27 protein-coding genes are annotated in these 23958 nt (G+C 53.5%); 11 read left to right on the top strand and 16 right to left on the bottom strand.

Translation table 11 applies throughout. The annotated features are described in order from the left end of the window. Nucleotides 1-906: 906 nt before the first annotated feature. The gene (locus tag SynBIOSU31_RS14160; RefSeq protein WP_186491048.1) at nt 907-2388 is read right to left on the bottom strand and encodes a sensor histidine kinase; all 1482 of its coding nucleotides are present in this window, start codon (nt 2386-2388) and stop codon (nt 907-909) included. Nucleotides 2389-2478: 90 nt separating this feature from the next. Then, on the bottom strand, nt 2479-3459 hold the full coding sequence (locus tag SynBIOSU31_RS14155; protein ID WP_186491047.1) for a PhnD/SsuA/transferrin family substrate-binding protein: 981 nt from the start codon (nt 3457-3459) through the stop codon (nt 2479-2481). 135 nt (nt 3460-3594) lie between these two features. Between SynBIOSU31_RS14155 and SynBIOSU31_RS14150 the strand changes: the two genes are divergently transcribed. From SynBIOSU31_RS14150 to SynBIOSU31_RS14145, 3 genes are all read left to right on the top strand, one after another. Next, the gene (locus tag SynBIOSU31_RS14150) at nt 3595-4281 is read left to right on the top strand and encodes a response regulator transcription factor (protein WP_186491046.1); all 687 of its coding nucleotides are present in this window, start codon (nt 3595-3597) and stop codon (nt 4279-4281) included. Nucleotides 4282-4513: 232 nt separating this feature from the next. Continuing rightward, complete coding sequence (locus SynBIOSU31_RS14860; RefSeq protein WP_255477276.1) at nt 4514-4642, top strand: hypothetical protein; 129 nt, start codon at nt 4514-4516, stop codon at nt 4640-4642. A gap of 49 nt (nt 4643-4691) precedes the next feature. Beyond that, nucleotides 4692-4925 (top strand): hypothetical protein, encoded by a 234-nt coding sequence (locus SynBIOSU31_RS14145; protein ID WP_186491045.1) that lies wholly within the window; start codon nt 4692-4694, stop codon nt 4923-4925. An 84-nt stretch (nt 4926-5009) separates the two neighbouring features. On the opposite strand, the gene SynBIOSU31_RS14140 is transcribed toward SynBIOSU31_RS14145, so the two are convergent. From SynBIOSU31_RS14140 to SynBIOSU31_RS14130, 3 genes are all read right to left on the bottom strand, one after another. Further along, nucleotides 5010-5276 carry a hypothetical protein gene (locus SynBIOSU31_RS14140; protein ID WP_186493143.1) on the bottom strand — a complete coding sequence of 89 codons (267 nt, stop codon included), beginning with the start codon at nt 5274-5276 and terminating at the stop codon, nt 5010-5012. 285 nt (nt 5277-5561) lie between these two features. After that, a complete protein-coding gene (locus tag SynBIOSU31_RS14135; RefSeq protein ID WP_186491043.1) occupies nt 5562-5747 on the bottom strand; it encodes a chlorophyll a/b-binding protein in 186 nt (61 codons plus the stop codon). Between the two features lie 600 nt (nt 5748-6347). Next, complete coding sequence (locus SynBIOSU31_RS14130) at nt 6348-6962, bottom strand: AAA family ATPase (RefSeq protein WP_255477275.1); 615 nt, start codon at nt 6960-6962, stop codon at nt 6348-6350. A gap of 695 nt (nt 6963-7657) precedes the next feature. Here SynBIOSU31_RS14130 and SynBIOSU31_RS14125 point away from each other — a divergent pair. After that, the gene (locus SynBIOSU31_RS14125; RefSeq protein WP_186491041.1) at nt 7658-8038 is read left to right on the top strand and encodes a hypothetical protein; all 381 of its coding nucleotides are present in this window, start codon (nt 7658-7660) and stop codon (nt 8036-8038) included. A gap of 80 nt (nt 8039-8118) precedes the next feature. Here SynBIOSU31_RS14125 and SynBIOSU31_RS14120 read toward each other — a convergent pair whose 3' ends face one another. Further along, entirely contained in the window at nt 8119-8352 is a 234-nt protein-coding gene (locus SynBIOSU31_RS14120; protein WP_186491039.1) for a chlorophyll a/b-binding protein, read from the bottom strand. A 161-nt stretch (nt 8353-8513) separates the two neighbouring features. Continuing rightward, a complete protein-coding gene (locus SynBIOSU31_RS14115; protein WP_186491038.1) occupies nt 8514-8678 on the bottom strand; it encodes a hypothetical protein in 165 nt (54 codons plus the stop codon). A 137-nt stretch (nt 8679-8815) separates the two neighbouring features. On the opposite strand from SynBIOSU31_RS14115, the gene SynBIOSU31_RS14110 reads away from it, so the two are divergent. Further along, entirely contained in the window at nt 8816-9022 is a 207-nt protein-coding gene (locus SynBIOSU31_RS14110; RefSeq protein ID WP_186491036.1) for a hypothetical protein, read from the top strand. A 65-nt stretch (nt 9023-9087) separates the two neighbouring features. Here SynBIOSU31_RS14110 and SynBIOSU31_RS14105 read toward each other — a convergent pair whose 3' ends face one another. The 4 genes from SynBIOSU31_RS14105 to SynBIOSU31_RS14090 form a co-directional block, all read right to left on the bottom strand. Then, nucleotides 9088-9360 (bottom strand): DUF1651 domain-containing protein, encoded by a 273-nt coding sequence (locus tag SynBIOSU31_RS14105; RefSeq protein WP_186491034.1) that lies wholly within the window; start codon nt 9358-9360, stop codon nt 9088-9090. A gap of 75 nt (nt 9361-9435) precedes the next feature. Beyond that, complete coding sequence (locus SynBIOSU31_RS14100; RefSeq protein WP_186491033.1) at nt 9436-9831, bottom strand: Fur family transcriptional regulator; 396 nt, start codon at nt 9829-9831, stop codon at nt 9436-9438. A gap of 14 nt (nt 9832-9845) precedes the next feature. After that, nucleotides 9846-10766: an oxidoreductase gene (locus SynBIOSU31_RS14095; RefSeq protein ID WP_186491032.1), complete on the bottom strand. Its 921-nt coding sequence runs from the start codon at nt 10764-10766 to the stop codon at nt 9846-9848. 38 nt (nt 10767-10804) lie between these two features. Beyond that, nucleotides 10805-11062 (bottom strand): hypothetical protein, encoded by a 258-nt coding sequence (locus SynBIOSU31_RS14090; protein WP_186491030.1) that lies wholly within the window; start codon nt 11060-11062, stop codon nt 10805-10807. A 68-nt stretch (nt 11063-11130) separates the two neighbouring features. Here SynBIOSU31_RS14090 and SynBIOSU31_RS14085 point away from each other — a divergent pair, with 68 nt between their 5' ends. After that, the gene (locus tag SynBIOSU31_RS14085) at nt 11131-11580 is read left to right on the top strand and encodes a protein phosphatase (RefSeq protein WP_186491028.1); all 450 of its coding nucleotides are present in this window, start codon (nt 11131-11133) and stop codon (nt 11578-11580) included. Nucleotides 11581-11597: 17 nt separating this feature from the next. Next, nucleotides 11598-12224 (top strand): 2OG-Fe(II) oxygenase, encoded by a 627-nt coding sequence (locus SynBIOSU31_RS14080; RefSeq protein WP_186493139.1) that lies wholly within the window; start codon nt 11598-11600, stop codon nt 12222-12224. Here the strand turns inward: SynBIOSU31_RS14080 and SynBIOSU31_RS14075 are convergent. Together SynBIOSU31_RS14075 and SynBIOSU31_RS14070 are read right to left on the bottom strand one after the other, a co-directional pair. After that, nucleotides 12175-13449, bottom strand: a complete 1275-nt coding sequence (locus SynBIOSU31_RS14075; RefSeq protein ID WP_186491027.1) for a mechanosensitive ion channel family protein — start codon at nt 13447-13449, stop codon at nt 12175-12177. The genes SynBIOSU31_RS14080 and SynBIOSU31_RS14075 overlap by 50 nt on opposite strands. Continuing rightward, complete coding sequence (locus tag SynBIOSU31_RS14070) at nt 13446-14681, bottom strand: extracellular solute-binding protein (protein WP_255477274.1); 1236 nt, start codon at nt 14679-14681, stop codon at nt 13446-13448. Before SynBIOSU31_RS14070 ends, SynBIOSU31_RS14075 begins: the two co-directional genes overlap by 4 nt. 172 nt (nt 14682-14853) lie before the next feature. Here SynBIOSU31_RS14070 and SynBIOSU31_RS14065 point away from each other — a divergent pair, with 172 nt between their 5' ends. The 4 genes from SynBIOSU31_RS14065 (at nt 14854) to SynBIOSU31_RS14050 (ending at nt 20224) form a co-directional block, all read left to right on the top strand. Continuing rightward, complete coding sequence (locus SynBIOSU31_RS14065) at nt 14854-17598, top strand: valine--tRNA ligase (protein WP_186491026.1); 2745 nt, start codon at nt 14854-14856, stop codon at nt 17596-17598. 64 nt (nt 17599-17662) lie between these two features. Next, complete coding sequence (locus tag SynBIOSU31_RS14060) at nt 17663-18637, top strand: ABC transporter ATP-binding protein (RefSeq protein WP_186491018.1); 975 nt, start codon at nt 17663-17665, stop codon at nt 18635-18637. After that, nucleotides 18637-19434 (top strand): ABC transporter permease, encoded by a 798-nt coding sequence (locus tag SynBIOSU31_RS14055; protein ID WP_186491017.1) that lies wholly within the window; start codon nt 18637-18639, stop codon nt 19432-19434. Before SynBIOSU31_RS14060 ends, SynBIOSU31_RS14055 begins: the two co-directional genes overlap by 1 nt. A 1-nt stretch (nt 19435) precedes the next feature. After that, entirely contained in the window at nt 19436-20224 is a 789-nt protein-coding gene (locus SynBIOSU31_RS14050) for an ABC transporter permease (protein ID WP_186493136.1), read from the top strand. Here the strand turns inward: SynBIOSU31_RS14050 and SynBIOSU31_RS14045 are convergent. The 3 genes from SynBIOSU31_RS14045 to SynBIOSU31_RS14035 all read right to left on the bottom strand — a co-directional run bounded on the left by SynBIOSU31_RS14045 (nt 20221) and on the right by SynBIOSU31_RS14035 (nt 23873). Further along, complete coding sequence (locus SynBIOSU31_RS14045) at nt 20221-21411, bottom strand: mechanosensitive ion channel family protein (RefSeq protein ID WP_186491011.1); 1191 nt, start codon at nt 21409-21411, stop codon at nt 20221-20223. The genes SynBIOSU31_RS14050 and SynBIOSU31_RS14045 overlap by 4 nt on opposite strands. Next, nucleotides 21408-22670 (bottom strand): hypothetical protein, encoded by a 1263-nt coding sequence (locus tag SynBIOSU31_RS14040; RefSeq protein ID WP_186491006.1) that lies wholly within the window; start codon nt 22668-22670, stop codon nt 21408-21410. Before SynBIOSU31_RS14040 ends, SynBIOSU31_RS14045 begins: the two co-directional genes overlap by 4 nt. Before the next feature lie 270 nt (nt 22671-22940). Next, entirely contained in the window at nt 22941-23873 is a 933-nt protein-coding gene (locus tag SynBIOSU31_RS14035; protein ID WP_370593638.1) for a mechanosensitive ion channel family protein, read from the bottom strand. Nucleotides 23874-23958 lie beyond the last annotated feature (85 nt).

Here is a 23958-nt window from a genome sequence, read left to right as displayed (position 1 = left end):
AGCGACGGTGCCCGTGATCCGAAGATCTATAACCTGTTCTAGATCGCTGATGTGGATTCCGGTGTGATCCGCTGGGTGAATTCCGATTGATTCAGACTGGCGGCTGATTGATCTATTGCGGTCCGATTCCTTGAGATCAGCGTCCTGCTGAGGAATTACGTAACCCGCTCTCTATGCGATCAAGAGATCTTTGTTCAGCGTGTGTAGCCACCAATCCAATAATGGTGAAAGCAAAAATGAGTGCACAGGCCATGACAGGTAGGAATAATGCTGCTGGGCTAGTGACCCCTCGACATCACTAAGGTCACATCCCGTCTGGTGAAACCCACTGCACGGTTTTGGTGAATTCCTGGTGAACTTACTCGAATCAGACAGACGGCTGATTGATCTCTTGCATGCCAATTCCCTGGGGCGAGCACTTCGACCTGGCCCGCCACGGTGGCGATGGCTGCGGGCCTCCATCTCCTCCAGAGAGACCTGTGCATTGATGTCTGGTCCGTGCGCACGCAAAGAGGTGGTCATAGGTCATATCTGTACTCACATCTGCGCTTGCGCTCTCTGTAAATCGCTGAGAATGCAGTGAACGACTAGAGCTAGATGTTGCCTTGCAAGGAGATTGTCATAGGTTCGATCTCCGCGCTCATTCGTCACCGCAATGCATCTCGGCGAAACATCACCCGCCAACTGGCGGGTTTTTTGATTGTTGGATCGACTTTGATGGCAACTGAGTGAATGGGTTTGGAAGTCTGAGGCCAGCAAAGCGATAAGGAGAGTGGGGGGATTGATCGCCGCTATCACTGGCCCAAGAAACAATCCTGATGGGCAACGGAGGGATCAGTTACAGATTAAAAGCAGCATCACTGCATAATTTGCCTAAAAGTGTGCTGAGAGAATGTTGTTATTTATTCACTTACTTGGGCTCGATGAACGCTGCAAAGTAAGAATGAAACGACTGCCAACCCCAACTTCTGATTGCACACTCACACTGCCACCCATGCCTTCCATTAACATTTTAACGATGGATAAGCCTAACCCTGAGCTGGTTTCTCCACGGCGCAAGCTGACCCCATCCGCACGCACGAAGCGTTCAAAGATTCGTGCGTGTTGATCATCCGGAATTCCCTGACCGTGGTCCTGAACACTGAAAAGAACGAGCTGGTCTTCTAAAACAATATCAAGTTCTATCAGACTCTTAGGTTCTGAGTATTTGACTGCATTTCCAATCAGGTTTTCAAGGCATTTGACCAGACGGTCTGGATCACCGATTGCCCAGACCGATTCTTCAAATCGACTGTCGTCTAATTTAATGATGTTGTTCGGAAAGGCAAATTGCGAAAGGCGCAGTGCTTCGCGACAGCTCAAAATGCAATCAAAAGGCTCACGCAAGACTTTGAATTGATGATTATCAGCACGGCTAAGATCTAATAAATCACTTAGCATTCTATTGAGCCTAAAAGCTTCTTTGTCGGCAATCAGTAAAGACTCGCGATAGCGCGAATCTAGATCTCCTGCGCGGTTTAAAACTGACTGAATAAATCCGGAGATTACAGTCAGTGGTGTTCTGAATTCATGTGATATTGTCGAAGCAAATTGCTTTTGATTTTGGGCAGAAGTTTCTAATCGTTGAACCATGCGATTAAACTCAGTGAGAATGGGCCGTAGCTCAACAGGCTGACCATTTAACGGAATTAATGCAGTATCAAGATTGTCCAGTTGAATATTTGAAAGACGAGAACGCACTGATCGCATTGGTCTGAGAATATAGGTGAGAGCTATTGCAAGTAAAACCACCAGAGAAAGCATTAGGACGATCTCAGACAGGAAGCGTATGCGGCTTAAAGTTATAAACAAAGACATGCTATAGATTGGCCTAATATAAATTAAAGCCCCAGTTTCTGAGCCACCAGATAAGTTGACAGACTTTACTGCTACTGCCTGATCAGTTCCGTAATCAACCAATGCGAAACGACTGACATTACTAGTCGCATGCTTTGCAAAATTACTCAGCTGTTGGGGTGTGTAGTGACCAGCACCGTTGCCTGGAACAAGGCCTGCACTACCAGAAATCATCACTGCTTTACCATCAGCCAAGGCGATTCCAGATAAAAAGTTCTTATAATCTTCCTTCGTACAGCATTCCATAGCCTCTTGGGCTGTGAGTAAATCTAATTGATTATCAACAAGATTCAAGGGCTTCAAAACTTGGCGTGAGAGAACAGAATCTAGGTAGAGTGATGTAAAGTCTTTCCAAATCTTTCCGGATATTGCCAAGCTCAAACCAGATTGAGCAACAATTAAAATAAAAGACGTAAGAAAGAATCTTCGAGCAATCGACCAGCTTCCTGCAGAAGCAGTTGATGATTGGGGATCACGATTCGATGCTTGCAATGCTCTCAACCCCGCTTTGCTATCAGATTATCTGATGTAGTGGGTCTATTTCTGGTGATTTTCTGGTGAAAACTCGGTGAACACCTGAAGTCATTCTGAAATATCATTGCTTTCTTGCTTTCCGTTCTTTTTGCAGCGAGTCTTGTCACCCAGCAAAGAGGCAAACTCTGTAATTTCATTGAGGTATTCTAAATCACTCCTGCTTTTTGGTAGTTCAAAACCAGTGACACCACCAAGAGCGTCCAGAACTGCAGCATTTGCAGTCGATTCTTGATTGAGAGCAAGAAGCGCATTTTGAACCTTTTGCACCTTATTAGTTTCTGATGGTGCTAAAAACTCAGGCGACGCAATAATATAGTAGTTTCGCTTAATCTCACTTACCCAGCCCACAAGCACCTCAGAACGAGCCTGTTCTGGAACGTATTTCAAGGGATCTGCCTCCGAGCCAGGCACAAAAGCAAAGTCTTGTTGATCGCTATCACCAATGAACATGGCTCGATGTCCATGCTTTGGTTCATGTACGCATCCTTTTAAATCATTTAAATCAACACCTTGGGCTTTCATCTCTATCAGTGGAGTAAGGAAAGATGAGCCTGAGTTATTTGAGCCAAAAACAACACTTCTACTTTTTAATACTTGAAGCGGATTGTCACTTCTAAGTTCGGCCTGTACTTCTTTGATGAGTGTTCTGTCAACAAGTAGAACATTGATGAATGATTTCACTTCAGCTGCAATTGGCATTGCATTTTCATTGGCAGCTAAAACCTTTGAGGTACCCAAAGAGCCTGCCCACAAAAGATCTACTTTCCCAGACAATAGAAGCTGACGAGCGTGGACATAATTAATCGCAGGCACGTATTTGACTTTCAGCCCTGTGCTTTTTTCAAGGTATGAAGTAAAAACTTTCATTTTCTTATTCATAATGTCTTGCGCATAATATGGCTCTTCTGTAATGCGTATATCAGCTGAAGAATTTAACGGATCAATATTGTGTTCATCGGAATTGGTTTGACTGCGATAGCAGCCAAGTAAGCAAGTGCATGCAAAAATAAGGCTAAGCCACGATTTCACTTATTAGTTTTGCTAACGCATTAAAATTCAACAGTTAATGTAGCAACACGAGCATGGCCGATTACATCTCTTTATTAAATTAAAAGACTTCTTGGTCTCAATGGCCATCAGAATAGGACCAAAGGGACGCTAAAGATGAAAGCGGACGATGTAATTCTCATCGCTGATGATGAGGCCAACATCCTGATGCTTCTGGAAATGGAGCTGCAAGCCGAAGGATTTCATACGATTGCTTGCGGTGATGGGGCAAAAGCTTTGGCGCAGATTCGGGAGTCGAATCCCGCAATTGCGTTGCTGGATTGGAATATGCCCATCATTACTGGGCTGGATGTGTGCCGCAGGCTGAGGGATACTGGTAATCGCTTGCCTGTGATCATGATCACCGCACGCGATGAAATGGATGATCGCGTCGCTGCTTTGGAAGCTGGTGCCGATGATTTCATTGCCAAGCCGTTCAATATCCGTGAGGTGCTTGCCAGAGTGAAGGCCTTGCTAAGGCGCAGCACTGCAGTCAGTCCCGATAAGCTCAGCTTCGGTGATCTTCGGCTTAATGGCCCAGAGCGGCGTTGTGATTACTCAGGTGTTCCGTTAAACCTAACTGTAAGAGAATTTGACCTCTTGGAATGTTTCATCCGTAATCCGCGTCAAGCCATGAGCCGTTCTCAGCTCATTCAGAATGTGTGGGGAGACGACTATTTTGGAGATGAGAATGTTGTTGATGTCTATGTGCGCTATCTGCGTAAAAAGCTTGAAGATGTAAAGCCTGAGCGCATTATTCAGACAATTCGTGGAATCGGCTTCGCGTTGCGACTGGATGAGTAATAAATAGCTAGATCACTCCCAGTATTGTTTTACGGCTGAGACTTTTTGTTGTATTGTAAGAATTCAAGGTTGTTCCGATTCAATATTTTTTTCATTTATGAATTCTTCAGGTGTAATCGCTGGGATGCATGATTTTTGATCAGCTTCAGAACAATGCGTTTTGGAGACGAGCGCCATTACGAGATTGGTTGCAGCGAGTTGATCAAGGCCTTAGGAGGCGCAAATAAGCTGCATGGTGAATCCACCTGATCTCCAACAGGCCAGTTGGGTCGATTGGTTTCATGGTTTCACCAGCCTTTCACCAGAACTGCTTCGAGACCGCACCAGAGCTGTGCAGTGGGGTTCACCAGAAGGGCTGTGATCTTGAAGGAGTCGAGGGGGCCACCCCCAATCATTCACTCCCACAAGCCATGTCGATGAAGTCCGCTTTCCTCTATCTCCTCACCCTCTCGCTGGGCATTGCTGCTGTGACCCATTCAAAAACGCTGTTGATTGAGCAGGGTCCTCAACAGGCCGCTGACAACGAGCAGTTGGTTCAACGCACACACCAACTCTCCCCCGTTGGAGTTGTCGGGTACCGACGCCACCGCATGAGGCCATCTTTCGCCTATGCACCCACTCACTGGGGTCGTTGGGCTGTGTGATTTATCTCCCTTCAATCAGCGAGCTCATTTGAAATCGGGCTTTGCTCGCTGAATCGGGGAGACGGTGTCCACTTCGGGAGTGGCTTAGGCAGGAGCTAAGCCAGATTCTGGCTGCTGGATTGTGTCCATGGTGTTTTTCAGCTCTGCAACATCAAGCAGTCCTTCAGCGCTGAACCATGGTGAGTTTTCCCAACTGAAGCCTTCTCCAAAGGTGTTGTCTGGAGCGACGACATACCAATGACAATCAACGTCAGGAACGTCCACGGAGCATTGCGACCAATCGGCTTGCCATTGGGGAACCTGCACCCACATGACAGCTGCAAGGACGACTGAAAACAGGCTTTGCAGCATTGCCATCTCGATTAAGGATGTTGACCTTACTCGTGAGTGCATTCAACAAGGCGCTCAGCTGTTCAGAGGCCTGACCGGGTCTCCACAAAAAACGCCCCTTTCTCAAGGGGGCGCAAATTGAGGATCCGTGTCGTAGTCATTCAACTTGAGATTTCTGCGCTGTCCAGTCGGCCAGCGATGACCAACCATGACTCAACTTCGGTACTGCAGCTTTGGATGGCGTCCGATTCAGCGATAAAGAATCGGAATTCCTGTGGATCTGGCCTAAGTCTTAATCGAACCGGATCAGAGACGCAGCGCCACCAGCAGCCCTTGGTGGAGCAAGGTTTCACTGGTGATCAGTGCAATGAAGCCGAGCATGGCCAGACGTCCATTCAGGCGTTCAGCCTTAGCCAGGCGCTCTCGGCGCATCTGAGCTGCGGCAAGGCTCTGCCAGTACCGCTCATCAGCCAGAAGTGTTGCAGTAGTCATTGGTGTCTCCGAATGGGACCCAATCGGTCTATGACCGCTCGACGCCGCTAGGAAGCTGGGACAGCCGCCTCAGAATGTTCGGTTTTAGGACCTTGCCTCGCTGGACATAACGGTGGCCAGTTCAGTAATCGGCAGCCACAGAAGCGCCCATTCAATTGCCAACATTGCGCCGCGGGGAAATGAAAGGCCCACGTGCGTCTCGACAAACCCGGCGGCGTAATGCGGATTGCAGCGTCGGGTTGGTCAACGTTGCCGATCAACCGCTCCTCTTCGGTTGATTGTTGAGCTTGCCTAAGGGTTGCAGGAGAGGTCTAAGAGACAGGCTTGCACGACAGATTGTTTGCCCCCTCGGCGAGAGGTGAAGGTATCGACAAGATCATCTCGACCTGTTGCTTTGGTTCCTCTGATGACTGCGGAGGAGATGTCTGCCAAGTGGAGGCGGCTGAGCATCGTGTTGGGCTTTTCAGCCAACTGCTTCTGGACATTGGATCCATCGCGGTTGAACCCACCATCTCCGAAATGTGTTGTTGTGTCTGTCAAGCAGGGGACACATGTCTCGCAATGCTCAGTTGCAGGGCCCCCATGCTTTTGCCCAAGCGATCAGGGTATGCATGACGCGGCTGCTTGCTGGAGTCGCTCTAGCCTTTGGCCACGGGAGCCCCAGAGCTCAATCAGCTTCGGCCGATTCATTTCCGGTATGACTGAGAAGCGTTCATCTCGGTAGATCTGTTTAAAGAGCGCATCCACCTCTGCTCGGTAGGGAAGATCGACAGGTCTGATGCCGTCATCCTCCAGCTCCACTGGCCAGCGATCCGTCATGGGAATAAAGACCAAGAGGTCAAGCCGTTGCAGAGTTTCCCTGACTCTTGGCACCATTGCTGCCACAAATGCATCATCAATATCTGTTGCTTCCTTGTCAGCTGTGTATTGCGAGTATGCGATGTAATCCACCGGAGCACGGTCGAATATCACGCAGTCGTTGATTGAGGAATAAAGATTCACGCGACTAGCGTTGTAATACATCTGTATGCCGTTGTGAAGGCGGTTGCTTTCCTGCCGAAATCGGATGTCATACATTTCGCTATCGAGGGCGCGAAACGGCTCTTCTTCACGTGTGTATTGGGGATGCCGTTTCACCCAATCCCAGACCAAGGTGCTTTTGCCGAGAGAGTGGGATCCACTGATGGCGATGCGCATGGTGAGATCGGCGGTCAAGATCCGTTATTCATTATGTTCCCACCTCAATAAAATGCAGAATTTTAGTTAGCGATTCACCCCTCGATTGGGGGATTCAATGGCCTGTTCGATCACACTTTCGGGTGATGTGAATTCAGCTTGTTTCAACGATGCTGGAATTCTCGGAGGCATGACCTCCCCAACTCAGGCTAAGCAAATGACATTTTCCCCTATTCACGCTGTCACTGTCGCCGGGCGCGGGTCATCGTGGACCGAGCGAAAGCTACCCTTCGGCCATCTTTGTGCCTTGCAGCGCTGACCGCTGATGAGAATTGTTTGAGTTGGAAGCCACCGCGTCGTAGCTGAGAGCCTCGCAATATCGCTTGAGGACAAAGCAGCGCGCTCTCGTTGTGCTGATCCCTTATCCGATAACCCCTTGTCATCAACAGGATAATTTGAATGAGACAATCAATGTCTGGAACAAGTGCCAAAGCCCATTTGCTTGAGCTGTTGCTCGAACCACTGAAAGGCTGCAAAGGCTTATACAGCTATAGGCAGGATCTCATGACAAAGATCATGAATATGCCAGACCTACAAGTGAGGGAGTTTCTCGACTATCACGAGCGTTGCGATGCATCTGGCTAATGCAAGGGTCTTTTCGTGAAGAGGGTCTTCGTGAATTGTCTGTAGATGTAAAAATGATTAGTGCAGACTTGTAAATCTGACTGACAAGGATGAAGACCGACTTCACGCTTATTTTGCCAATTTTGGCATTGATGTTGTCTGCTCCAGTTTTAGGCCAGTCCAACGAACTGCGATGCAGTTTGGATCCGGATCATATTTTCAATCTGGACCCAGCAAACTCGGCCGTGACCTTTCGCACTGAGTTGTCCGGAAATACCGAGTCCAAGCCGGCCTTTTACGTCGTGAATGCAGTCAATGACAAAATCAAACTTGTAAGTTGGCTTGAAAAGCCTGGTGAAGTCCTGATCCTTACGAAGCTTGTCCCCCAGGATGAACACTCCTGTGTCTACTTAATCGGCTTTCCCGAAGATGGTGATCCTATTCAAATGACGACTTGGGGGACTTGCGCTATGGGGCAGTCAAATCATTGACGTCTGTGTATCGAGGGATTGCGCCTCACGATTGATCAGCCAGACATCTGTAGAGGATCGACATCTGGCATGGATCCCCTTTAAAGACCAATGGTGTGGAGGAGCCCTTCGCCACTGATCAACTCTGTTGCGATCGCAGCCATAACCCCGAGCATGGCTAGGCGACCGTTCAACTTCTCCGCCCGTTCGTGGAATCCCCAGCCTGCGTCAGGTCCTGCAAGTTCCATACGTGGCTCCTTGGCGTAGACGTTGTCGTGACCTTCAAGATCATGAGTCACCAGTCCAGTGGGTGCCTGAAGTGTTGTGGCTGTCATGGATGTCTCCGAGTGGGACCTGTTCGGTCTACGCCTGCTGTTAACTCCCTGGAAGAGAGGACAGCCGACCATGCAGGTTCGGTTTCAGGACCTTTCCAGATGGGTTCCGCCGCAGCAAATTCATCGTTGGCTGTCCCAAGTGCGGGACACTTTCCCGCCCGTTACCCAGGCAGGTTTTCGACTGCACGGTGCATGAAACGTTTCACTAGCGGCATCGGCCACCCTTCGCGTTGCAGCGACTCAGCGATGTGGTCAATCTGGAGGGCAATTTCCTCTGCGACGACATCCTCCAGCAGGGATTCGGAATGGTCAGTGCTGCTTGTCATAGAGATGGATGGCATCCATTCGCTCTAGCCCTGGTTCTGAGCGGTCTGCAAACGCTTCAGCAATTCAGGAAATAAGTGCGCATTTGCTTGCCCAGGTGATCTGGGTTGGCCAGAACTGAACCATCCGCACAGTCTTGATGGCATCGAGCTCTCCTCAGCGGCATCCCGACGACATCACGCACCATCTGCTTCGAGCGTTTGGGGTTCTTGCAGGGGTCAGCGTGCTGGCTGTGGTGGTCTGGCTTGTGACTGCTTCTCAAGCCACCGCCTCCAGACTGCCTACGGACACTGCGCTTGATCGTGTTGAGCCATCAGCAGCGCCCCCGATGCCAATGCCTCGCTAAGGCTTGGGCCTGTGGAGAGTCACTGGAGAGTCATGTTTCCTGTGGAGAGTCACATCTGCGACTCTCTAGTGGACTGGCGGTGAGCAGCGTCGCCAACCCGTCTTGATCATCATCTCCCAAGCTTCGATGGCGTTTTGCCTGAGCATTCGTCGTCGTGACTGAGGCTCGGGGGGATGTGGTGGCACCCATCCGTAGGTTCTGACGGAGACCCACTGCTCCTGGGCTGATGGTGTGTCGGGTTTGAACTGCACCAGCAGCTTTTGTGCACCATTGACCAACCAACCCTCTCCTCCCGACTTCACTGGAGCTTCTTGGGTGATCCGATTGCGGTTTGGCATGTTCAGCAGTCTGATCACACCCTGTTGAAAAGGATCACCAGGGCTAAGGCTTGTTTGATTTGGAATTGGTGGGATTCAGTCCTTGGTATGGCATCTGTTGCAGAGCCCAAAGAATTCCAGCGTGTGAAAGATCAGCTTGAAGTTCTCCGTTTCTGGAGCCTTCACTTTCAATTCATGAATCGGGCAGAGCTGCAAGATCTGAGTGCTGCCGCAGCTCACGCAGGTGAGATGGTGCTCATCTCGATCCACGGGTGCATAGAGCGCTTCACCTGTCGGCAGATGCCGGCAGCGCACCTTGCCCTGTTGATGGAGTTTGCGCAGATTGCGATAAACCGTTGCAAGTCCCATGGCACCTGGTTGCCCCTCCAGACACCGATGGAGCTGCTGGCCGGTCATTTCGGACTGACTCTTATGCAATTCTTCCAGCAGTAATTGCTGCCGTTGCGTCCCTGTGGATCCTGGCTGCTCCATGTTGAATTCCTAGCTCATACCGCTGCGCTTCTGGTTTGGATCAGTTCGGCACTGATTGCCCAAAGACGGGATCTCTGGTCCTGGTTGCGAGCGGCGCGAGCCACAGGCTGCTGTTTGGGAGCACCACGCAGTCCTCCAAACTGACTGGGACCGTAATGCTCCCCACCTTTTGCGGATGGGGATGTTGCCGCCAATAGCTGCGGCAGTGCCCCCTCGGCTGCGCTCTGGAACAGGGGATCCATCAATCGGTAAGCCAGGGCTTCCTGCCAGGCACCACTGGATGCCACGGATAGTGGTTGAAGATTCGTTTTCGCCAGGCCTGGATGGGCTGCCAGCGATCTCACGGTGCTTCCCGACTGCTCGAGACGCTGATTCAATTCCACTGCAAACATCACGTTGGCCAACTTGCTCTGGCCGTAAGCCTTCCAGCGGTCGTAGTTCTGTTCACTGCTCAGGTCGTCCCAAGCGATCTTGCCGAAATATTGCGCTCCTGAGGTGACGGTGACAACTCGCGCCTGCTCACGGCCCTCCATCAGAGGCAGAAGGGCCTGGGTCAGCGCGAAGTGGCCAAGGTGATTCACAGCGAACTGCATTTCATGGCCCTGTTGGCTCAGCAGACGGGGAGGCGCCATCAGTCCGGCGTTGTTGATCAGAAGATCCAATCGCTCGTAGCGCGATTGCACTTCTCGGCAGCAGGCATCGACGTTGTCAAGATCAGCTAAGTCCAGGTCGAGCAGGTCGACGCCAGAAGACCCCAGCTCCAGCAGTTCGGCGCGTGCCGCCTCTCCTTTGCGCCTGCTGCGACAGGCCATCAACACAGTTGCTCCTGACCGAAGCAAGGCCCGCGTGGTCTCGAGGCCGAGACCACTATTGGCCCCCGTAACGAGAGCGATCCGTCCTCGCAGGTCAGGGATGTCGTCGATGGTCCAGCCCATGCGGCGATGTCAGTGCTCGTTCAGTTTCGCGGGTTCGCTCAGTCTTCGGGGAAGAGCAAGTTGGCCAGCTCGTCCGCATCCACGTCGTAGACCCGCGCTAACGAGGTTTCGATCGCGCTGGTTACCTCACCAGGCAGGAAACGCATTGAGTTCAGAGCATCTTCAGCGATCTCGTCAGTGAGAAGGGTTTCCTCTCCCTCGAGCTTTTCGTCATTGATGATGGCCATCACCCAGCTCTGATAGGCATAAACCAGATCCGAGAACTCGAGTTCGGGATCGTTGAGATCCAGGGTCATGGTCAGGCGTAGATGCGCAGCACCAGTCTGACCCCCGGGGGAGAGGATGTCTTCAAGTGAGGGTCAGCATGAGTCGTCCGGATGCCGAACAGTTGCAGGGCACGCTTGTGGACTTTGCCCTGCTGGAACTGATTCGCCAGCACCGCGAGAGTTTTCAGCCGCTCTGGACTGTTGATAGCTGGGCCAAGTTGATGATCTGGCTTTCGCTCAATTGCGGCTTGTCCGGAGAACGCGACACCCTTGAGCATTTCGCCTCTGCCCTTGGTGAACGCATCACCTCGCGTCTGCGTCGAACCTTCTTTGAGCGAGAGCTTGCGGATCTGGAACTTCAGGTGCTTGCGGATCCAGCTGAACAGCAGGTCTTGCTGTTGTCGCAGGCTCCCCAGGACCCTGCCGTGCTTGACGCTGATCGACTCTCGGCAGCTCTAGACCGGGTGGGACTGACTGGTCGGGTTGTTGCGGATCGCAGTCGCTGGCAGCAGCTGGAGGCTGTGGTGACGATTCCCTGGAAGGGCTGATGTCAGAGCAAAACGACATCAGCCTGATCGGTCACTACGGCAATGCCGGCTACGAAGCCGTAGCTGATGCGGTGATGGCGTTCTTTGATCGTCGCACCGACTTACACCGTCCTGGCATCGCCTTCGGTCCTGCCGGAGATCAGCAGCCGTCGAAGCTGAGCACCGATATCAGCCTGGTGGCCATCGATCGCGAGGATCCTGAGTCCTGTGCCATCTCGGAGGTGATTGTCCGTGGCGTCACTGCGGGTTTGGATCGCTACTTGGCCGAACGGCCCCTGTTCCGTGAGGTTTGTCCTGAGCAGGCTCTCTTCGTGTTGCCGATCTTCAATCTGCAGCGCTACGCGCCCGGTGAGGGATTTCGTCAGTGGCATTGCGACTGGACCATCAGCGATGAGGCCACGGAGCCTGTTCATCGCGTCCTGGCCTGGATTCTCTACTGCGACTCCGTGGCTGAGGCCGGAACGGAGTTTCATTGGCAGCGGCATCACGAGGAGGCGGTGCGGGGGAAACTGCTGATTTTTCCTGCTGGTCCCAGTCACATCCACCGCGGCAGGGTGACGCAGAAGCACAGCAAAACCATCGCCACAGGCTGGATCAATGCGGGGACCCAGGAGGGCTATCTCCGGCGCTTGGCTCGCTCCTGAACGCTGGAATCTCACTAACGGTGTTGACCTGTTGTGGGAAAGGAATTTCAATCCCCTCCCGTTTGAACGCTGTCCAGATTGCTTGGTTCACCTCACTCACAATGCCGATGTTGCTCATGGGGTCGGAGATCCAGTAGCGCAGTGAGTATTCGATGGCGGAGTCGCCGTAGTGCACCTGCAGCGCCCTCGGCGCTGGATCATTCAGCACTCTGGGCACTTCCAGAGCTGTTTGCTCAAGGAGCTTCAGCACAACCTGGGGATCATGGCGATAGGCGGCGCCAACACGGATCTCACTGCGCCGCATTCGGTCGGTGGCGGTGTAACTGGTGGCTTGCGCGGTGAAAAACATCTGATTGGGAATCAGCAGTTCCGCGTTGTCTCGATCTCGCCAGAGCAGGGTGGCGCGCAGGCCCAGCTTGCGCACTTCGCAAGGATCTCCATCCACCATCAAGATCTCTCCCGGACGTACTGACCCCTCAAACAGCAGCCAGATGCCGCTGATGAAGTTGGAGAACACTTCCTTGATGCCGAAACCAAGGCCTACGGAGAGTCCACCTGCGATGGCGACCAGAGCCGTGGAGTTCAGACCGATGTGAAACCCCACGGCTGTGAAGCCGATGCCAACGACCACGTAGCGGATGATCAGTTCAAGAGCCTTTCGGCTGCTGTTACTGCAGCCGAGGAGCTTCTGCAGCACCCAGGCCACCCCAGCGGCTGGAAGCTTGGTGCCCACGAGCAGCAAATAGGTCACCACCATGGCGATGACCAGATTGTTCACGGTGAGGATCTCGCCGAAGAGGCTGCCCAGCTTGATCACGCCGAGATCAGCTGGATTGTCGAACTTGCTGATCAGATTCAGGCCCACCAGAACCAGGAACAGCGGTCTGAGCAGACGACTTTCAAGTTGATGAATGCTGGAGGCAGGAAGCAGTAGCTGCAGCAGCCGGTTCAAAAGGTTGAGCAGATTCCAGCCCAGCCAACAGAGGCCGGCATAGCTGACCAGCCCAGTTGTTCCGCCTGGAAGCTCGATCAGCCAGGCGATCAACAACATGGCGATGGGCGCCACCAGCAATCGCAGTGCTGGGTAGAGGTTTTCAAGCCGGCGTTGCGGGTTGATCAGCCGCCATCCCACGCTGAGTCCAGCGATCAGCAGCACTTGGGCGACGACAGCACTTCGCTGCAGATATCCAAGCCAGCCAAGGATTTCCCAGAGCAGTTGGCTCATGATTCACTCCCCAGAGCTTTAAGCAGGGCATCAAGGCTGGATTGTGGGTTTGAGGCTCCAAATACCAATGGAACCAGCACTTGTGCCCCATCACGATCGAGGTTGCGATGGTGAGCCAGCCCTGCCAGGGCTGATTCATGCAGCAGCGAATTCTCTCTGGACTGCACCAATGTGGCCAGTGTTTGGGAACTCCGCACTGGCACGGCCACGGCGGGGTTCACCGGCAGGAAAGCGAGGGAGCGCAGCGACAGATTCCTTTGCACCATCGGGTTGGTGATGAACTGGGCCAGGCTCACGGCCACTTCACGTTGGCGTGGGCTTGAGTTGGCTCCGAGTGCCAGCACCCTCAGGGCATTCACGGGGCTGGAGGTTCCTGCAGAGCCTCTGGGCAGAGGAGAAACCCCGAGGTTGTCGCCCATCAGTTTTCTGAGTCGTAGCAGGCTGTTGGAGTTGCAGCTCACCCAGTCGAGCTCACCATCGTTGAGCAGGGTTTCCAGATCCCCCTGGTCTTGGAAAAAGGAGATGTTCTGCTGGGCACTGGCCTGTTGCAACCAGGCCAGCCATGCCACCAGCATTTCGTTGTCCTCTGCACTCAGGTTCTGGTCATCGTTGGCGCGGGCCAGGCTTTGCATGGCTCCCAGGCTGCCTGCGGTCCAGAGCACTTCCGAGAAGTTCACCGCCAACCCAATGCGGGTCCCGGATGCGCCCTGTTGAAGCAGCTTCTGCAGGTTGGTGGGAGGGTTCTGAACGATCTCGCGGTTGAAGCAGGCGATCTGTGGGTAGATCACGATCGGCTGAGCCGTGATGCGCCCATCGTCGAGCTTCACCCGCTCCCACAGGGCTTTATCTGTTTGTTGGCGTTGAAATGCCATAACAGGAATTTCGTCAGTGAGCCCGTCGCGCAGCAACTGATTGGCCTGAGTGGCATCCGTGACCACCAGATCAGGTCCCAGACCTGAGGCATTGCGGCGCTGGAGTTCCTGGCTGAGATTGGCGCGGTTGTACAGCGCGACTTGCACTTCCACGTTGGGCTTGATCTTGCGGAAATCGCTGATGATCAGTTGAATCCGCTGGCGGAAGTCGGTCTGTGTGGCAGTGTCGATCGCGCTGTCCTGGTCGATCACCATCGCCAGGTAAAGCATCACCGGCAGCTGATTACCGAGGCGACTGCACCCGCTGACGCTGAGCAGCAGGGTGGAGAGCAAAACGCTCGCTGCCAGCGGAGCACGCACGATTGAAAGGTGATTGACGGAACCATTCTGATCTTGAAAATCGTGGCTGTCTCGCCACTGCTCTTTCGATGGCTAGCGGGCTTGCTAGCTGGACCCGGTTGTTGATGTTGCGGCTGCGCGTTGTTCAGACCGCTGTTTTGCGAGCATGGATCGCTGTTGTTGCGCGCGTCCCGTGTCCGAGCTGGCCAAGACCTATGACCCAGTGGGCACCGAGGCCCGCTGGCAGCAGGCCTGGGAGGACCAAGCTGCTTTTCATCCCGACCCCAAGGCGCCTGGGGATCCGTTTTCGGTGGTGATCCCCCCTCCGAACGTCACTGGCAGCCTGCACATGGGCCACGCCTTCAATACGGCCCTGATCGACACGATCGTGCGCTACCAGCGCCTGGCGGGAAAAAATGTGCTCTGCCTCCCTGGCACTGACCATGCCTCGATCGCCGTGCAGACGATCCTTGAGAAGCAGCTCAAGGAGGAGGGCAAGACCCGTCACGATCTTGGCCGCGAGGCATTTCTGGAGCGGGCTTGGCAGTGGAAGGCCGAAAGCGGCGGCCGCATCGTCGATCAGCTGCGCAGGCTCGGCTATTCCGTTGATTGGGGTCGGCAGCGGTTCACCCTTGATGAAGGTCTGAGCGAGGCCGTTAAAGAAGCTTTTGTCCGTCTGCACGAGCAGGGTCTGATCTATCGGGGCGAGTATTTGGTGAATTGGTGTCCTGCCTCCGGCTCGGCGGTCAGTGACCTTGAGGTGGAAATGAAGGAGGTGGATGGTTATCTCTGGCATTTCCGCTATCCCCTCACCAGCGGTGACGGTTATCTGGAGGTGGCTACCACCCGACCCGAGACGATGCTTGGAGACACGGCGGTCGCGGTGAATCCCAGCGACGACCGTTATGCCCATCTCGTAGGACAAACCCTCACGCTCCCCTTTGTGGGGCGTGAGATTCCGATCGTGGCTGACGATCATGTGGAGAAGGAGTTCGGCACCGGTTGCGTCAAGGTGACGCCGGCCCATGACCCCAATGACTTCGCCATCGGCCAGCGCCACGGTCTGCCCCAGATCACGGTGATGCGCAAGAACGGCACCATGAATCAGGAGGCGGGGCAGTTCAAGGGGCTGGATCGCTTTGAGGCGCGTAAAGCGGTGGTGGCTGGTCTCGAAGACCTTGGTTTGCTGGTGAAGGTGGAGGACTATCGCCACAGTGTTCCTCATTCCGACCGTGGCAAGGTCCCTGTGGAGCCCTTGCTCTCCACGCAGTGGTTCGTGAAGACAGAGCCGTTGGCAGCCCGTTGTCGTGAAGCGCTGGAGAAGCAGGATCCGCGCTTCATTCCCGAGCGCTGGGAGAAGGTGTATCGCGACTGGCTCACGGACATCCGTGACTGGTGCATCAGCCGTCAGTTGTGGTGGGGACATCGCATTCCGGCCTGGTTCGTGATCAGCGAGACCGGTGGCAAGTACACCGACACCACCCCTTATGTGGTGGCACGTAATGAAGCGGAGGCTCTGGAGAAGGCCAGGGAAAAGTTCGGTTCAGCTGCCCTGATTGAGCAGGACGAGGACGTCCTCGACACCTGGTTCTCGAGCGGCCTCTGGCCCTTCTCCACCCTGGGATGGCCCGACGCCAACAGTGCCGATCTACAGCGCTGGTATCCCACCAGCACCCTCGTGACAGGCTTCGACATCATCTTCTTCTGGGTGGCCCGGATGACGATGATGGCCGGCGCTTTCACGGATGTGATGCCGTTTAAGGACGTCTACATCCATGGTCTGGTGAGGGATGAGCAGAACCGCAAGATGAGCAAGAGCGCCGGCAACGGCATCGATCCGCTGCTGTTGATCGAGCGTTACGGCACCGATGCTCTGCGTTTCGCGTTGGTGAGGGAAGTGGCTGGCGCCGGTCAGGACATCCGGCTGGACTACGACCGCAAGAAGGACACCTCCGCCACCGTTGAAGCCGCGCGCAATTTCGCCAACAAGCTGTGGAACGCCACCCGCTTCGCGTTGATGAATCTGGATGGTGAAACTCCGGCTCAGCTCGGAGATCCAGATTCTGCTGCTCTGCAGTTGGCGGATCGCTGGATCCTGTCGCGCCTGGCAAGGGTGAATCGCGAAACAGCCGATCGCTACAACCGCTATGGCCTGGGGGAAGCGGCCAAGGGGTTGTATGAGTTCGCTTGGAACGACGTTTGCGACTGGTATCTGGAGCTCAGCAAGCGCAGGCTGAATCCAGGTGACAACGCCAGCTCAGAAGCTCTCGCTGACCAGCGCACTGCCAGGCAGGTGCTGGCCAAGGTGATCAGCCAGATGCACCTGATGCTGAATCCGCTGATGCCGCATCTCACTGAAGAGTTGTGGCACAGCGTCACCGCCGAGCCTGAGACAACGTTTTTGGCACTACAAGCCTGGCCGGCTGTCGATCAGGTAGCGCTGGATGATGATCTCGAGGCTTCATTCGCCGAGTTGATCGCAGCGATCCGCGTGGTGCGCAATCTGCGCGCGGTAGCAGGCCTCAAGCCCTCTCAGACCGTTCCGGTGCGTTTCGTGAGTGGCCGCGGCGATCTTGTTGCGGTGCTGCAGCAGGGGATGGCCGACATCACAGCGCTCACCAGAGCTGAAACGGTTCAGGTGATGACGCCGTCTGAGGCGGATGCCGCACCGGTGACCAAGGCTCTGGCTGGCGTCAGCGGTGAGCTTCAGGTGTTGCTTCCGATTGAAGGCCTGGTGGATCTCGACGCCCTGAAGGCACGTTTGGAGAAGGACATCGCCAAGGCCGAGAAGGAGATCAAGGGCTTGTCCGGTCGACTGGCCAATCCCAATTTCGCTGACAAGGCTCCGGCCGCAGTAGTGGCGGAATGCAAGGCCAACTTGGCTGAGGCTGAGTCACAGGCTGATTTGGCCCGCAGGCGTCTGGAGGATCTCAGTTGAGTCGCTTCCGCCGTTCAGATTCCTAGCCTTCGTCAAGCTCTGCCCATGACCGCTGGACTCTTCGTTGATCACGGTCGAAAGGCTGAGCAAGACGTACCGCGTCGCTGATAAACAGCCTGGCTTGGCTGGCACCTTGCGGCATTTTCTGCGCCGTCGACAGCGCGATGTGTCCGCGGTGCGGGATGTGTCCTTTGAGATCGCTCCCGGGGAGATGGTGGGTTTCCTCGGTGCCAATGGAGCCGGCAAGACGACCACGCTCAAAATGCTCTGTGGGCTGATTTATCCCAGTTCCGGTCAGGTGCTGGTGGCTGGTCATCAACCCCAACGACGGCATCCTGATTTTCTGCGGCGGATCACGCTGGTGATGGGCCAGAAGCAACAGCTCATCTGGGATCTGCCGCCAATGGATTCGTTGCGCGTCAACGCGGCGGTGTATGGCATTCCGGATCGCGTTGCCAAAAGACGGATCGCCGATCTGTCAGACCTGCTGGAGCTGGGCGAAGAGCTCACCCGTCCGGTGCGCAAGTTGTCGCTGGGTCAGCGCATGAAGGCTGAGTTGCTTGCTGCCTTGCTGCACGAACCCGAGGTGCTGTTTCTGGATGAACCGACCCTGGGGCTGGATGTGAATGCTCAGATGCGGGTGCGCCAGTTTCTTGCCGATTACAACCGCCGCACCGGTGCCACTGTTTTACTCACGAGTCATTACATGGCCGACATCACGGCCCTATGCCCGCGGGTGCTGCTGATTCATCAGGGGCAGTTGTTTCACGACGGCGCCCTGGATCGCCTTGCTAGTCGTCTGGCGCCAGAGCGCCACGTGCGGCTCGAGCTGAAAGAGCCTGCATCTGCAGAAGCCTTCACCGGGTTGGGTCGGCTCGACAGCCTTGAGAATTGTGAGGTCAACCTACGGGTGGATCCGGCATCACTCACCAGGGTTCTGGCAAAGATCCTGGAACGTTTTGAGGTGCGCGATCTGGAGGTGAATGACCCTCCGATTGATCAGTTGATCGGCGAGTTGTTTCGCCAGGGAAGCCTCTGATGCGCATCTTCGGGCTCAATCGTCGAATTGTGCGCGCCCTGTTGGGCAGTCAGTACGCGCACATGCTCGAGTATCGCGCTGAGATCGCGCTCTGGGCCTTGTCTGGAGTGCTGCCGTTCATCATGCTCAGCCTCTGGAGTGGCAGTGACGCGCGAGCTCAACTGGGATTAGACGGGGTGGCTCTGGACCGTTATTTCCTCAGCGCTTTTCTGGTGCGTCAGTTTTCGGTGGTCTGGATGGTCTACGCCTTCGAGGAAGATGCACTGCTGGGAAGGTTGTCGCCCTATCTGCTTCAACCGTTGCATCCTCTCTGGCGCTACGTGGCCTCGCATCTGGGTGAGCAGCTCACCAGGCTGCCCTTCGCTGCCGGTATCGCCGGTCTGTTTTTTCTGATTCAGCCGCAAGCCTTTTGGATTCCATCGCTGGGAGGATTTTTGCTGGCCTGGATCGCCACCTGGATGGCCTTTGCCATTGCCTTTTTGCTGCAGAGCCTGATTGCATCGCTGTGTTTCTGGAGTGAGAAGGCCACGGCGCTGGAGCGGTTGCTGTTTTTACCTTTTCTGTTTTTCTCCGGACTGCTGGCTCCACTCACGGCTTTCCCGCCTGCTGTGCAGAACTGGGTGCGCTGGACACCGTTTCCCTATCTGATTGATTTTCCAGCTCGGGTGTTGTCGGGCGATCCGGTGGATTTGGCTGCAGGCTTTGGTGCACAGCTGGCCTGGGTGTTGCTGCTGCTGCCGCTGGTGTTGTTGCTCTGGCGAGCCGGTGTTCGGCGCTACAGCGCCATGGGGGCCTGAGATGGGGCGCTATTGGCGAACCTTGCGCCGTTTCTGGGGTACTGCTCTGGCCACCCAGCTGGAATATCAGCTGAATGTGGTGGTGGAGCTGCTGGCCGTGGTCCTCAGCCTCAGCGGCAGCCTGCTGCTGTTGTCTCTCTTCTTCGGGCCCGGCCGGGAGCTTGGGGGATGGAACTGGAACCAGGCTTTGATCGTGCAGGGCTTCTACACCGTGTTCGACGGCATGACGACCGCCTGGCTGAGGCCCAATCTCGGAGCGATCGTCACCTATGTGCGCGAGGGCACCCTTGATTTCGTGTTGCTTAAACCGATCGATAGTCAGTTCTGGGTGTCGTTGCGAACGTTTGCGCCTGCAGGTTTGTCTGAAGTTGTTCTGGGCCTTGGCCTGGCCGGTTGGGGCGCGCACCAATCCGGCGTTGTGCTGACTCCAGCTGTACTGGTCACCGTGATGCTGATGCTGATGGTGGCTGCAGTGATCCTTTATTCGCTGTGGTTTCTGATCGCTGCCACCAGCATCTGGTTCGTGAAGACTTGGAACGCCACGGAAGTGCTGCGGGCCGTGCTGGCATCGGGGCGCTACCCGCTTGAGGCCTATCCCGCCTCCTTGCGGCTGCTGTTCACCTTGGTGGTTCCTGTGGCGTTTCTCACCACAGTGCCTGCAGAGGTCCTGCTGGGGCGGGCTTCACTCCCCTTGCTGGCTCTGGGGTTTGTCTTGGCTGGCGGCTTTTTTGCTGCTGCCAGGGGGTTCTGGTTGTTCGCGTTGCGGCACTACACCTCGGCCTCCAGTTAGTTGGTGGCTTTGATTCCATTGTCATCAAAAGCGACCCAGATGGCCTGCCTTAATTCACTCCCAATTGACAAGGCCTCGAGAGGATTAGGAACTGAAAACTTGAGTTTGTAGTCGATCGATGATTCAGAGAAGTCGATGGCAAAGGCTTTTGGTGACGGCATTTTGAGCACTCGCTGATGTTTTTTAGCAACTTCTTCAAGCACAGCGATCACTGCCTTCGGTTCGTGCTGGTAAGCAGCACTCACATGAATCGATTCACGCCGGTCGTTTTCTCCAGCGGTGAAGGATTCAGCATCTTTTGTGAAGAAGGTAAAATTGGGAATCAATAGGGTCGCATCATCTCGTGATCTTGATAATTCAGTGGCTCTGAGGCCTAGTTTGGTAACTCGGCAGGGATCTCCGTTGATCATTAGAACTTCTCCTGGTTGAATCCAACCTTCGAGTAAAAGCCAGATACCGCTTAGAAGATTAGTCATGATTTCTTTGAGGCTAAAACCAAGGCCAAAGGACAAACCACCTGAGATCCATAACAAAGCCGTGGCGTTGAAACCTGCCTGCAGGGCTATTAACAAAGTGCCGATAGCGACGATGAGGTATTGAATAAGTTGTTCGAGTAGTTTGCGACTTTGTGTTTTTGTTCTCAGAATAGTTTGCAACAGCCAGGCCATCACAAAGGCGATTGTTCGGCTACAAACGAAGATTAGATAGAGGCCCACGAGTGATACAAAAACATTGCCGATCGCAAGCTCTGCCTCAAGAATGGTGCCTATCTGAATGAGTGCGATCGATGAAATACTGCTCAGACGATCGATAAAATAAACAATGGCAGCGACCAGAATGGTTGGCCGTACCACCTTGCCTAACCAAGGTGTGAATCGAGAGGCCTTATATCTCCTTTGAAGTTTTATCTCTAACCAGCTCACGACGTTCCAAAGACTCCAGATCCAGCCGAATTGAGTGCTGATTCCTGTGGGAACAGCAATGAGTTTAAGTAAAAGGCTGGGTATCAGCAGCAGTAGGGGACCAAAGAGCAGGTCGAGGGAGGAAGATACACGTTGGCCCTTCCTGTATTTGTGCAAGATCGTTGCTGCGATGAGGGCCAATAGAATGAATCCCAATTGCCAGCTGACGGCTTGACGATCGAGATATCCAAGCCAGGCAGAGAGCTCCTTGAGAATTGCATTCATGGCTCGCTGCCCTGTTTGAAGTTGGAAATAACATCTAATGCTTGATCCACTTTTAAGTAGCCACTGGTTAGATCAGCGAGGGCGGAACTAACTTCTTGGTATCGATTGGGATGATTCTTGTGACCCGTTAAAAAGCGCAAGACCCCAGGCCACTCCTTCGTATATCCTCTAACCTGCTTGTTAAAGGATGTGTTTAAGGCTTGCAGTGTTTGCGAGCTGCTAATTGGAATTGACACATGTTTGTTGGTCGCTAGAAAGTCGACATTGCGGAGCATGAGCTGCCTTTGTACGATTACATTCGTGCTTGATTGAATATATTTAATAGCGGCATTTCGTTGTTTTGGGCTGGAATTTATTCCGACTCCAAAGGAGACAAAGGTAGGCCAGGGGAAGGCCGAAGCTCGTGCACCATTCGGAAGTGCAGACACTCCAAGAGAGGCCCCCATCTTGTTGCGAATTTTTTCAATCTCTGAGGCATGACAGGTGATCCAGTCGAGCTCATTGTTGATCAGTGAAGTATCTTTTTGTACATAAGATTTGAAGAAAGAAATATTTTGATAGAACGCAGCTTTGCGGAGCCAAGCAAGCCAAGAGCGAATTGCTTTTGTATCTGTGCTTTTGCTTTCATTGAGCCCGAGTGCACTAATCTCTTTGATGGCGCCCAATGAACCTGCTGTCCATAGAAGCATTGCTGGCTCTAAAGATAAGCCGACACGTGTTCCGCTGGCGGTGAGTTTTTCCAGCTCTTGGATGGTTTGAGGTGGAGATGGAACAGTTTTTTTGTTGTAGCAAGCAACCTGTGTAAAAGTCAAAAAAGGTGCTGCAATATATTGGCCATCAGTGCTTGCAATTTCTTTTAGTAATGGGTCGTATGTCTGATCCCAATCGATTTGAGCTGGAAGCGGAGCTGCAAATCCTTCCTCGTGAAGGCTTTTGATGATCATCTCATTTGAAATGATCAGATCTGGGCCTAAATCGAGTGTGCTATCTCTGACAATATCTTCCCAAATTCGACCGCCTTTGTAAACAGACAAGACAACCTGAACTTCGGGATGAGACCGTTTGAAATTTTCTGTGAATTCCGCAATTCTCCCCTCAATGCGTGTTTTCGTTGCCTTCGAGAAGTTGACTTCGTCTATGCCATAAGCAATGAAGAGTGTGTTTCGTGTCTGAAAGCCTTTGCCACAGCCTATTAAGAGGTTTGGAATGGCTAGTGCAGCAATGACCAGCGAGATTTTTGGACGCCTTGGCAACAGCATTGCAAACTTAATCGCTGCTGCTTGCCATGCTATCGATAATTGTTTAGATCTATCAGCTAAAAATTACAAAATGAGCATAATTGTAATTGTTCGGCTTATGCGCTCCAATCACTTGTTCAGATTATTCGGATATTTTTGAACTTGATGAGCAAAGCAAAGCAGAAGCTGTCTGGATGGCTTGCAAATTATTCATTGATGCTTTGTTTTGGTTGCCAGGTTTCAGTCTATGTGCGGTGAGTCTCTAGGCTTTGCTGGGAGAGAGAATCCTTTTTACTCTTGCCTGCCTAGAGCAGTATTTATTGCATTTGGAGCGATATTTGGAGCAGGATATAGTGTGGTGCAATCAAAGGCAAAATCAGCGCCACTGCGTTGAACAATTCCAGCGATCTCAAGGAAAATCGATTGTTGGATGTCTAGCCAGTCTTTCCATACTGTTGTTTTGGTGAAGCAGTAAACCATCATGTTGATCGATGACGCATCCCATTCGTTGAAGTTGACAAGAATAATCTGACTTTGATCAATGTCTGGATGTTGCTGAAGGCGCTGGCGTACTTCTTTCGTGATGCCATCAATTTTGTCTAGATCTTCATAGCGCAAGCTGATATTGGCGCGAATTCTGCGGTTATACATTTCACCGGGATTTTGGATCGGATTTGTTGCGAATACTGAATTCGGTATGAATAAAGGTCGTCGGTCAAAGGTGCGAATTCGCGTGTAATACCAGCCAATATTTTCGACGGTCCCTTCCAGATCGTTCGCGTTGATCCAGTCGCCTTCTCGAAAAGGGCGGTTGAAAAACAGCATGAAGCCTGAGAGGAAGTTTTGGCTGATCTGCTGTGTTGCGAATGAGAAGCCGATGCCGGCGCCTCCGAGCATCGTGGCAATTGCGGCTGAGGGAACCCCGAAGTTCACCATCAGGGCCGCAACGGTAATCAGCAGAACAGTAATGGTGTAGAGCCTGCTCATCACATTGATCAGCATGGCTTCATCCTGCTGATCCTCGATTTGAATCCATCGCCTCATCGAGGCAGAGCGCAGCACGGTCTGGCCGATATTCATCAGGGCCCAGGTGATGCTGGCGATCACCAGTGTTGTGGAGATCTTGTTCACTTGAGACTGAGCGACCAGCCCTAGCTCAAGTTCCTGGTTGACCTGATGGATGATCCAGCTGGCATAGAGCGACACGCCAAGCCCAAACAGCAATGGTCGACGGACTGCTGCTGCAAGTTGGCTGCCTATGTTGCGTCCATGGCGGCTGAGCAGCTGTAGCAGGAGCCAGGCACCCAGA

It is taken from the genome of Synechococcus sp. BIOS-U3-1 (genome assembly GCF_014279975.1).
In the GTDB taxonomy this organism is placed as follows: domain Bacteria; phylum Cyanobacteriota; class Cyanobacteriia; order PCC-6307; family Cyanobiaceae; genus Synechococcus_C.
Note: the sequence above shows the minus strand (reverse complement) of the source record. Positions and strands in the feature narration are given on the sequence as shown.

Bases quoted from the DNA above. Each gene is read 5' to 3' on its own strand.
- SynBIOSU31_RS14075 (WP_186491027.1), bottom strand. From the start codon at position 13,449: ATGAGCCAACTGCTCTGGGAAATCCTTGGCTGGCTTGGATATCTGCAG.
- SynBIOSU31_RS14110 (WP_186491036.1), top strand. From the start codon at position 8,816: ATGGCATCGAGCTCTCCTCAGCGGCATCCCGACGACATCACGCACCAT.
- SynBIOSU31_RS14085 (WP_186491028.1), top strand. From the start codon at position 11,131: ATGAGTCGTCCGGATGCCGAACAGTTGCAGGGCACGCTTGTGGACTTT.
- SynBIOSU31_RS14135 (WP_186491043.1), bottom strand. From the start codon at position 5,747: ATGACTACTGCAACACTTCTGGCTGATGAGCGGTACTGGCAGAGCCTT.
- SynBIOSU31_RS14115 (WP_186491038.1), bottom strand. From the start codon at position 8,678: ATGACAAGCAGCACTGACCATTCCGAATCCCTGCTGGAGGATGTCGTC.
- SynBIOSU31_RS14055 (WP_186491017.1), top strand. From the start codon at position 18,637: ATGCGCATCTTCGGGCTCAATCGTCGAATTGTGCGCGCCCTGTTGGGC.
- SynBIOSU31_RS14040 (WP_186491006.1), bottom strand. From the start codon at position 22,670: ATGCTGTTGCCAAGGCGTCCAAAAATCTCGCTGGTCATTGCTGCACTA.
- SynBIOSU31_RS14125 (WP_186491041.1), top strand. From the start codon at position 7,658: ATGAAGACCGACTTCACGCTTATTTTGCCAATTTTGGCATTGATGTTG.
- SynBIOSU31_RS14100 (WP_186491033.1), bottom strand. From the start codon at position 9,831: ATGGAGCAGCCAGGATCCACAGGGACGCAACGGCAGCAATTACTGCTG.
- SynBIOSU31_RS14095 (WP_186491032.1), bottom strand. From the start codon at position 10,766: ATGGGCTGGACCATCGACGACATCCCTGACCTGCGAGGACGGATCGCT.
- SynBIOSU31_RS14140 (WP_186493143.1), bottom strand. From the start codon at position 5,276: ATGCTGCAAAGCCTGTTTTCAGTCGTCCTTGCAGCTGTCATGTGGGTG.
- SynBIOSU31_RS14045 (WP_186491011.1), bottom strand. From the start codon at position 21,411: ATGAATGCAATTCTCAAGGAGCTCTCTGCCTGGCTTGGATATCTCGAT.
- SynBIOSU31_RS14145 (WP_186491045.1), top strand. From the start codon at position 4,692: ATGTCGATGAAGTCCGCTTTCCTCTATCTCCTCACCCTCTCGCTGGGC.
- SynBIOSU31_RS14050 (WP_186493136.1), top strand. From the start codon at position 19,436: ATGGGGCGCTATTGGCGAACCTTGCGCCGTTTCTGGGGTACTGCTCTG.
- SynBIOSU31_RS14105 (WP_186491034.1), bottom strand. From the start codon at position 9,360: ATGCCAAACCGCAATCGGATCACCCAAGAAGCTCCAGTGAAGTCGGGA.
- SynBIOSU31_RS14860 (WP_255477276.1), top strand. From the start codon at position 4,514: ATGGTGAATCCACCTGATCTCCAACAGGCCAGTTGGGTCGATTGGTTT.
- SynBIOSU31_RS14120 (WP_186491039.1), bottom strand. From the start codon at position 8,352: ATGACAGCCACAACACTTCAGGCACCCACTGGACTGGTGACTCATGAT.
- SynBIOSU31_RS14090 (WP_186491030.1), bottom strand. From the start codon at position 11,062: ATGACCCTGGATCTCAACGATCCCGAACTCGAGTTCTCGGATCTGGTT.
- SynBIOSU31_RS14150 (WP_186491046.1), top strand. From the start codon at position 3,595: ATGAAAGCGGACGATGTAATTCTCATCGCTGATGATGAGGCCAACATC.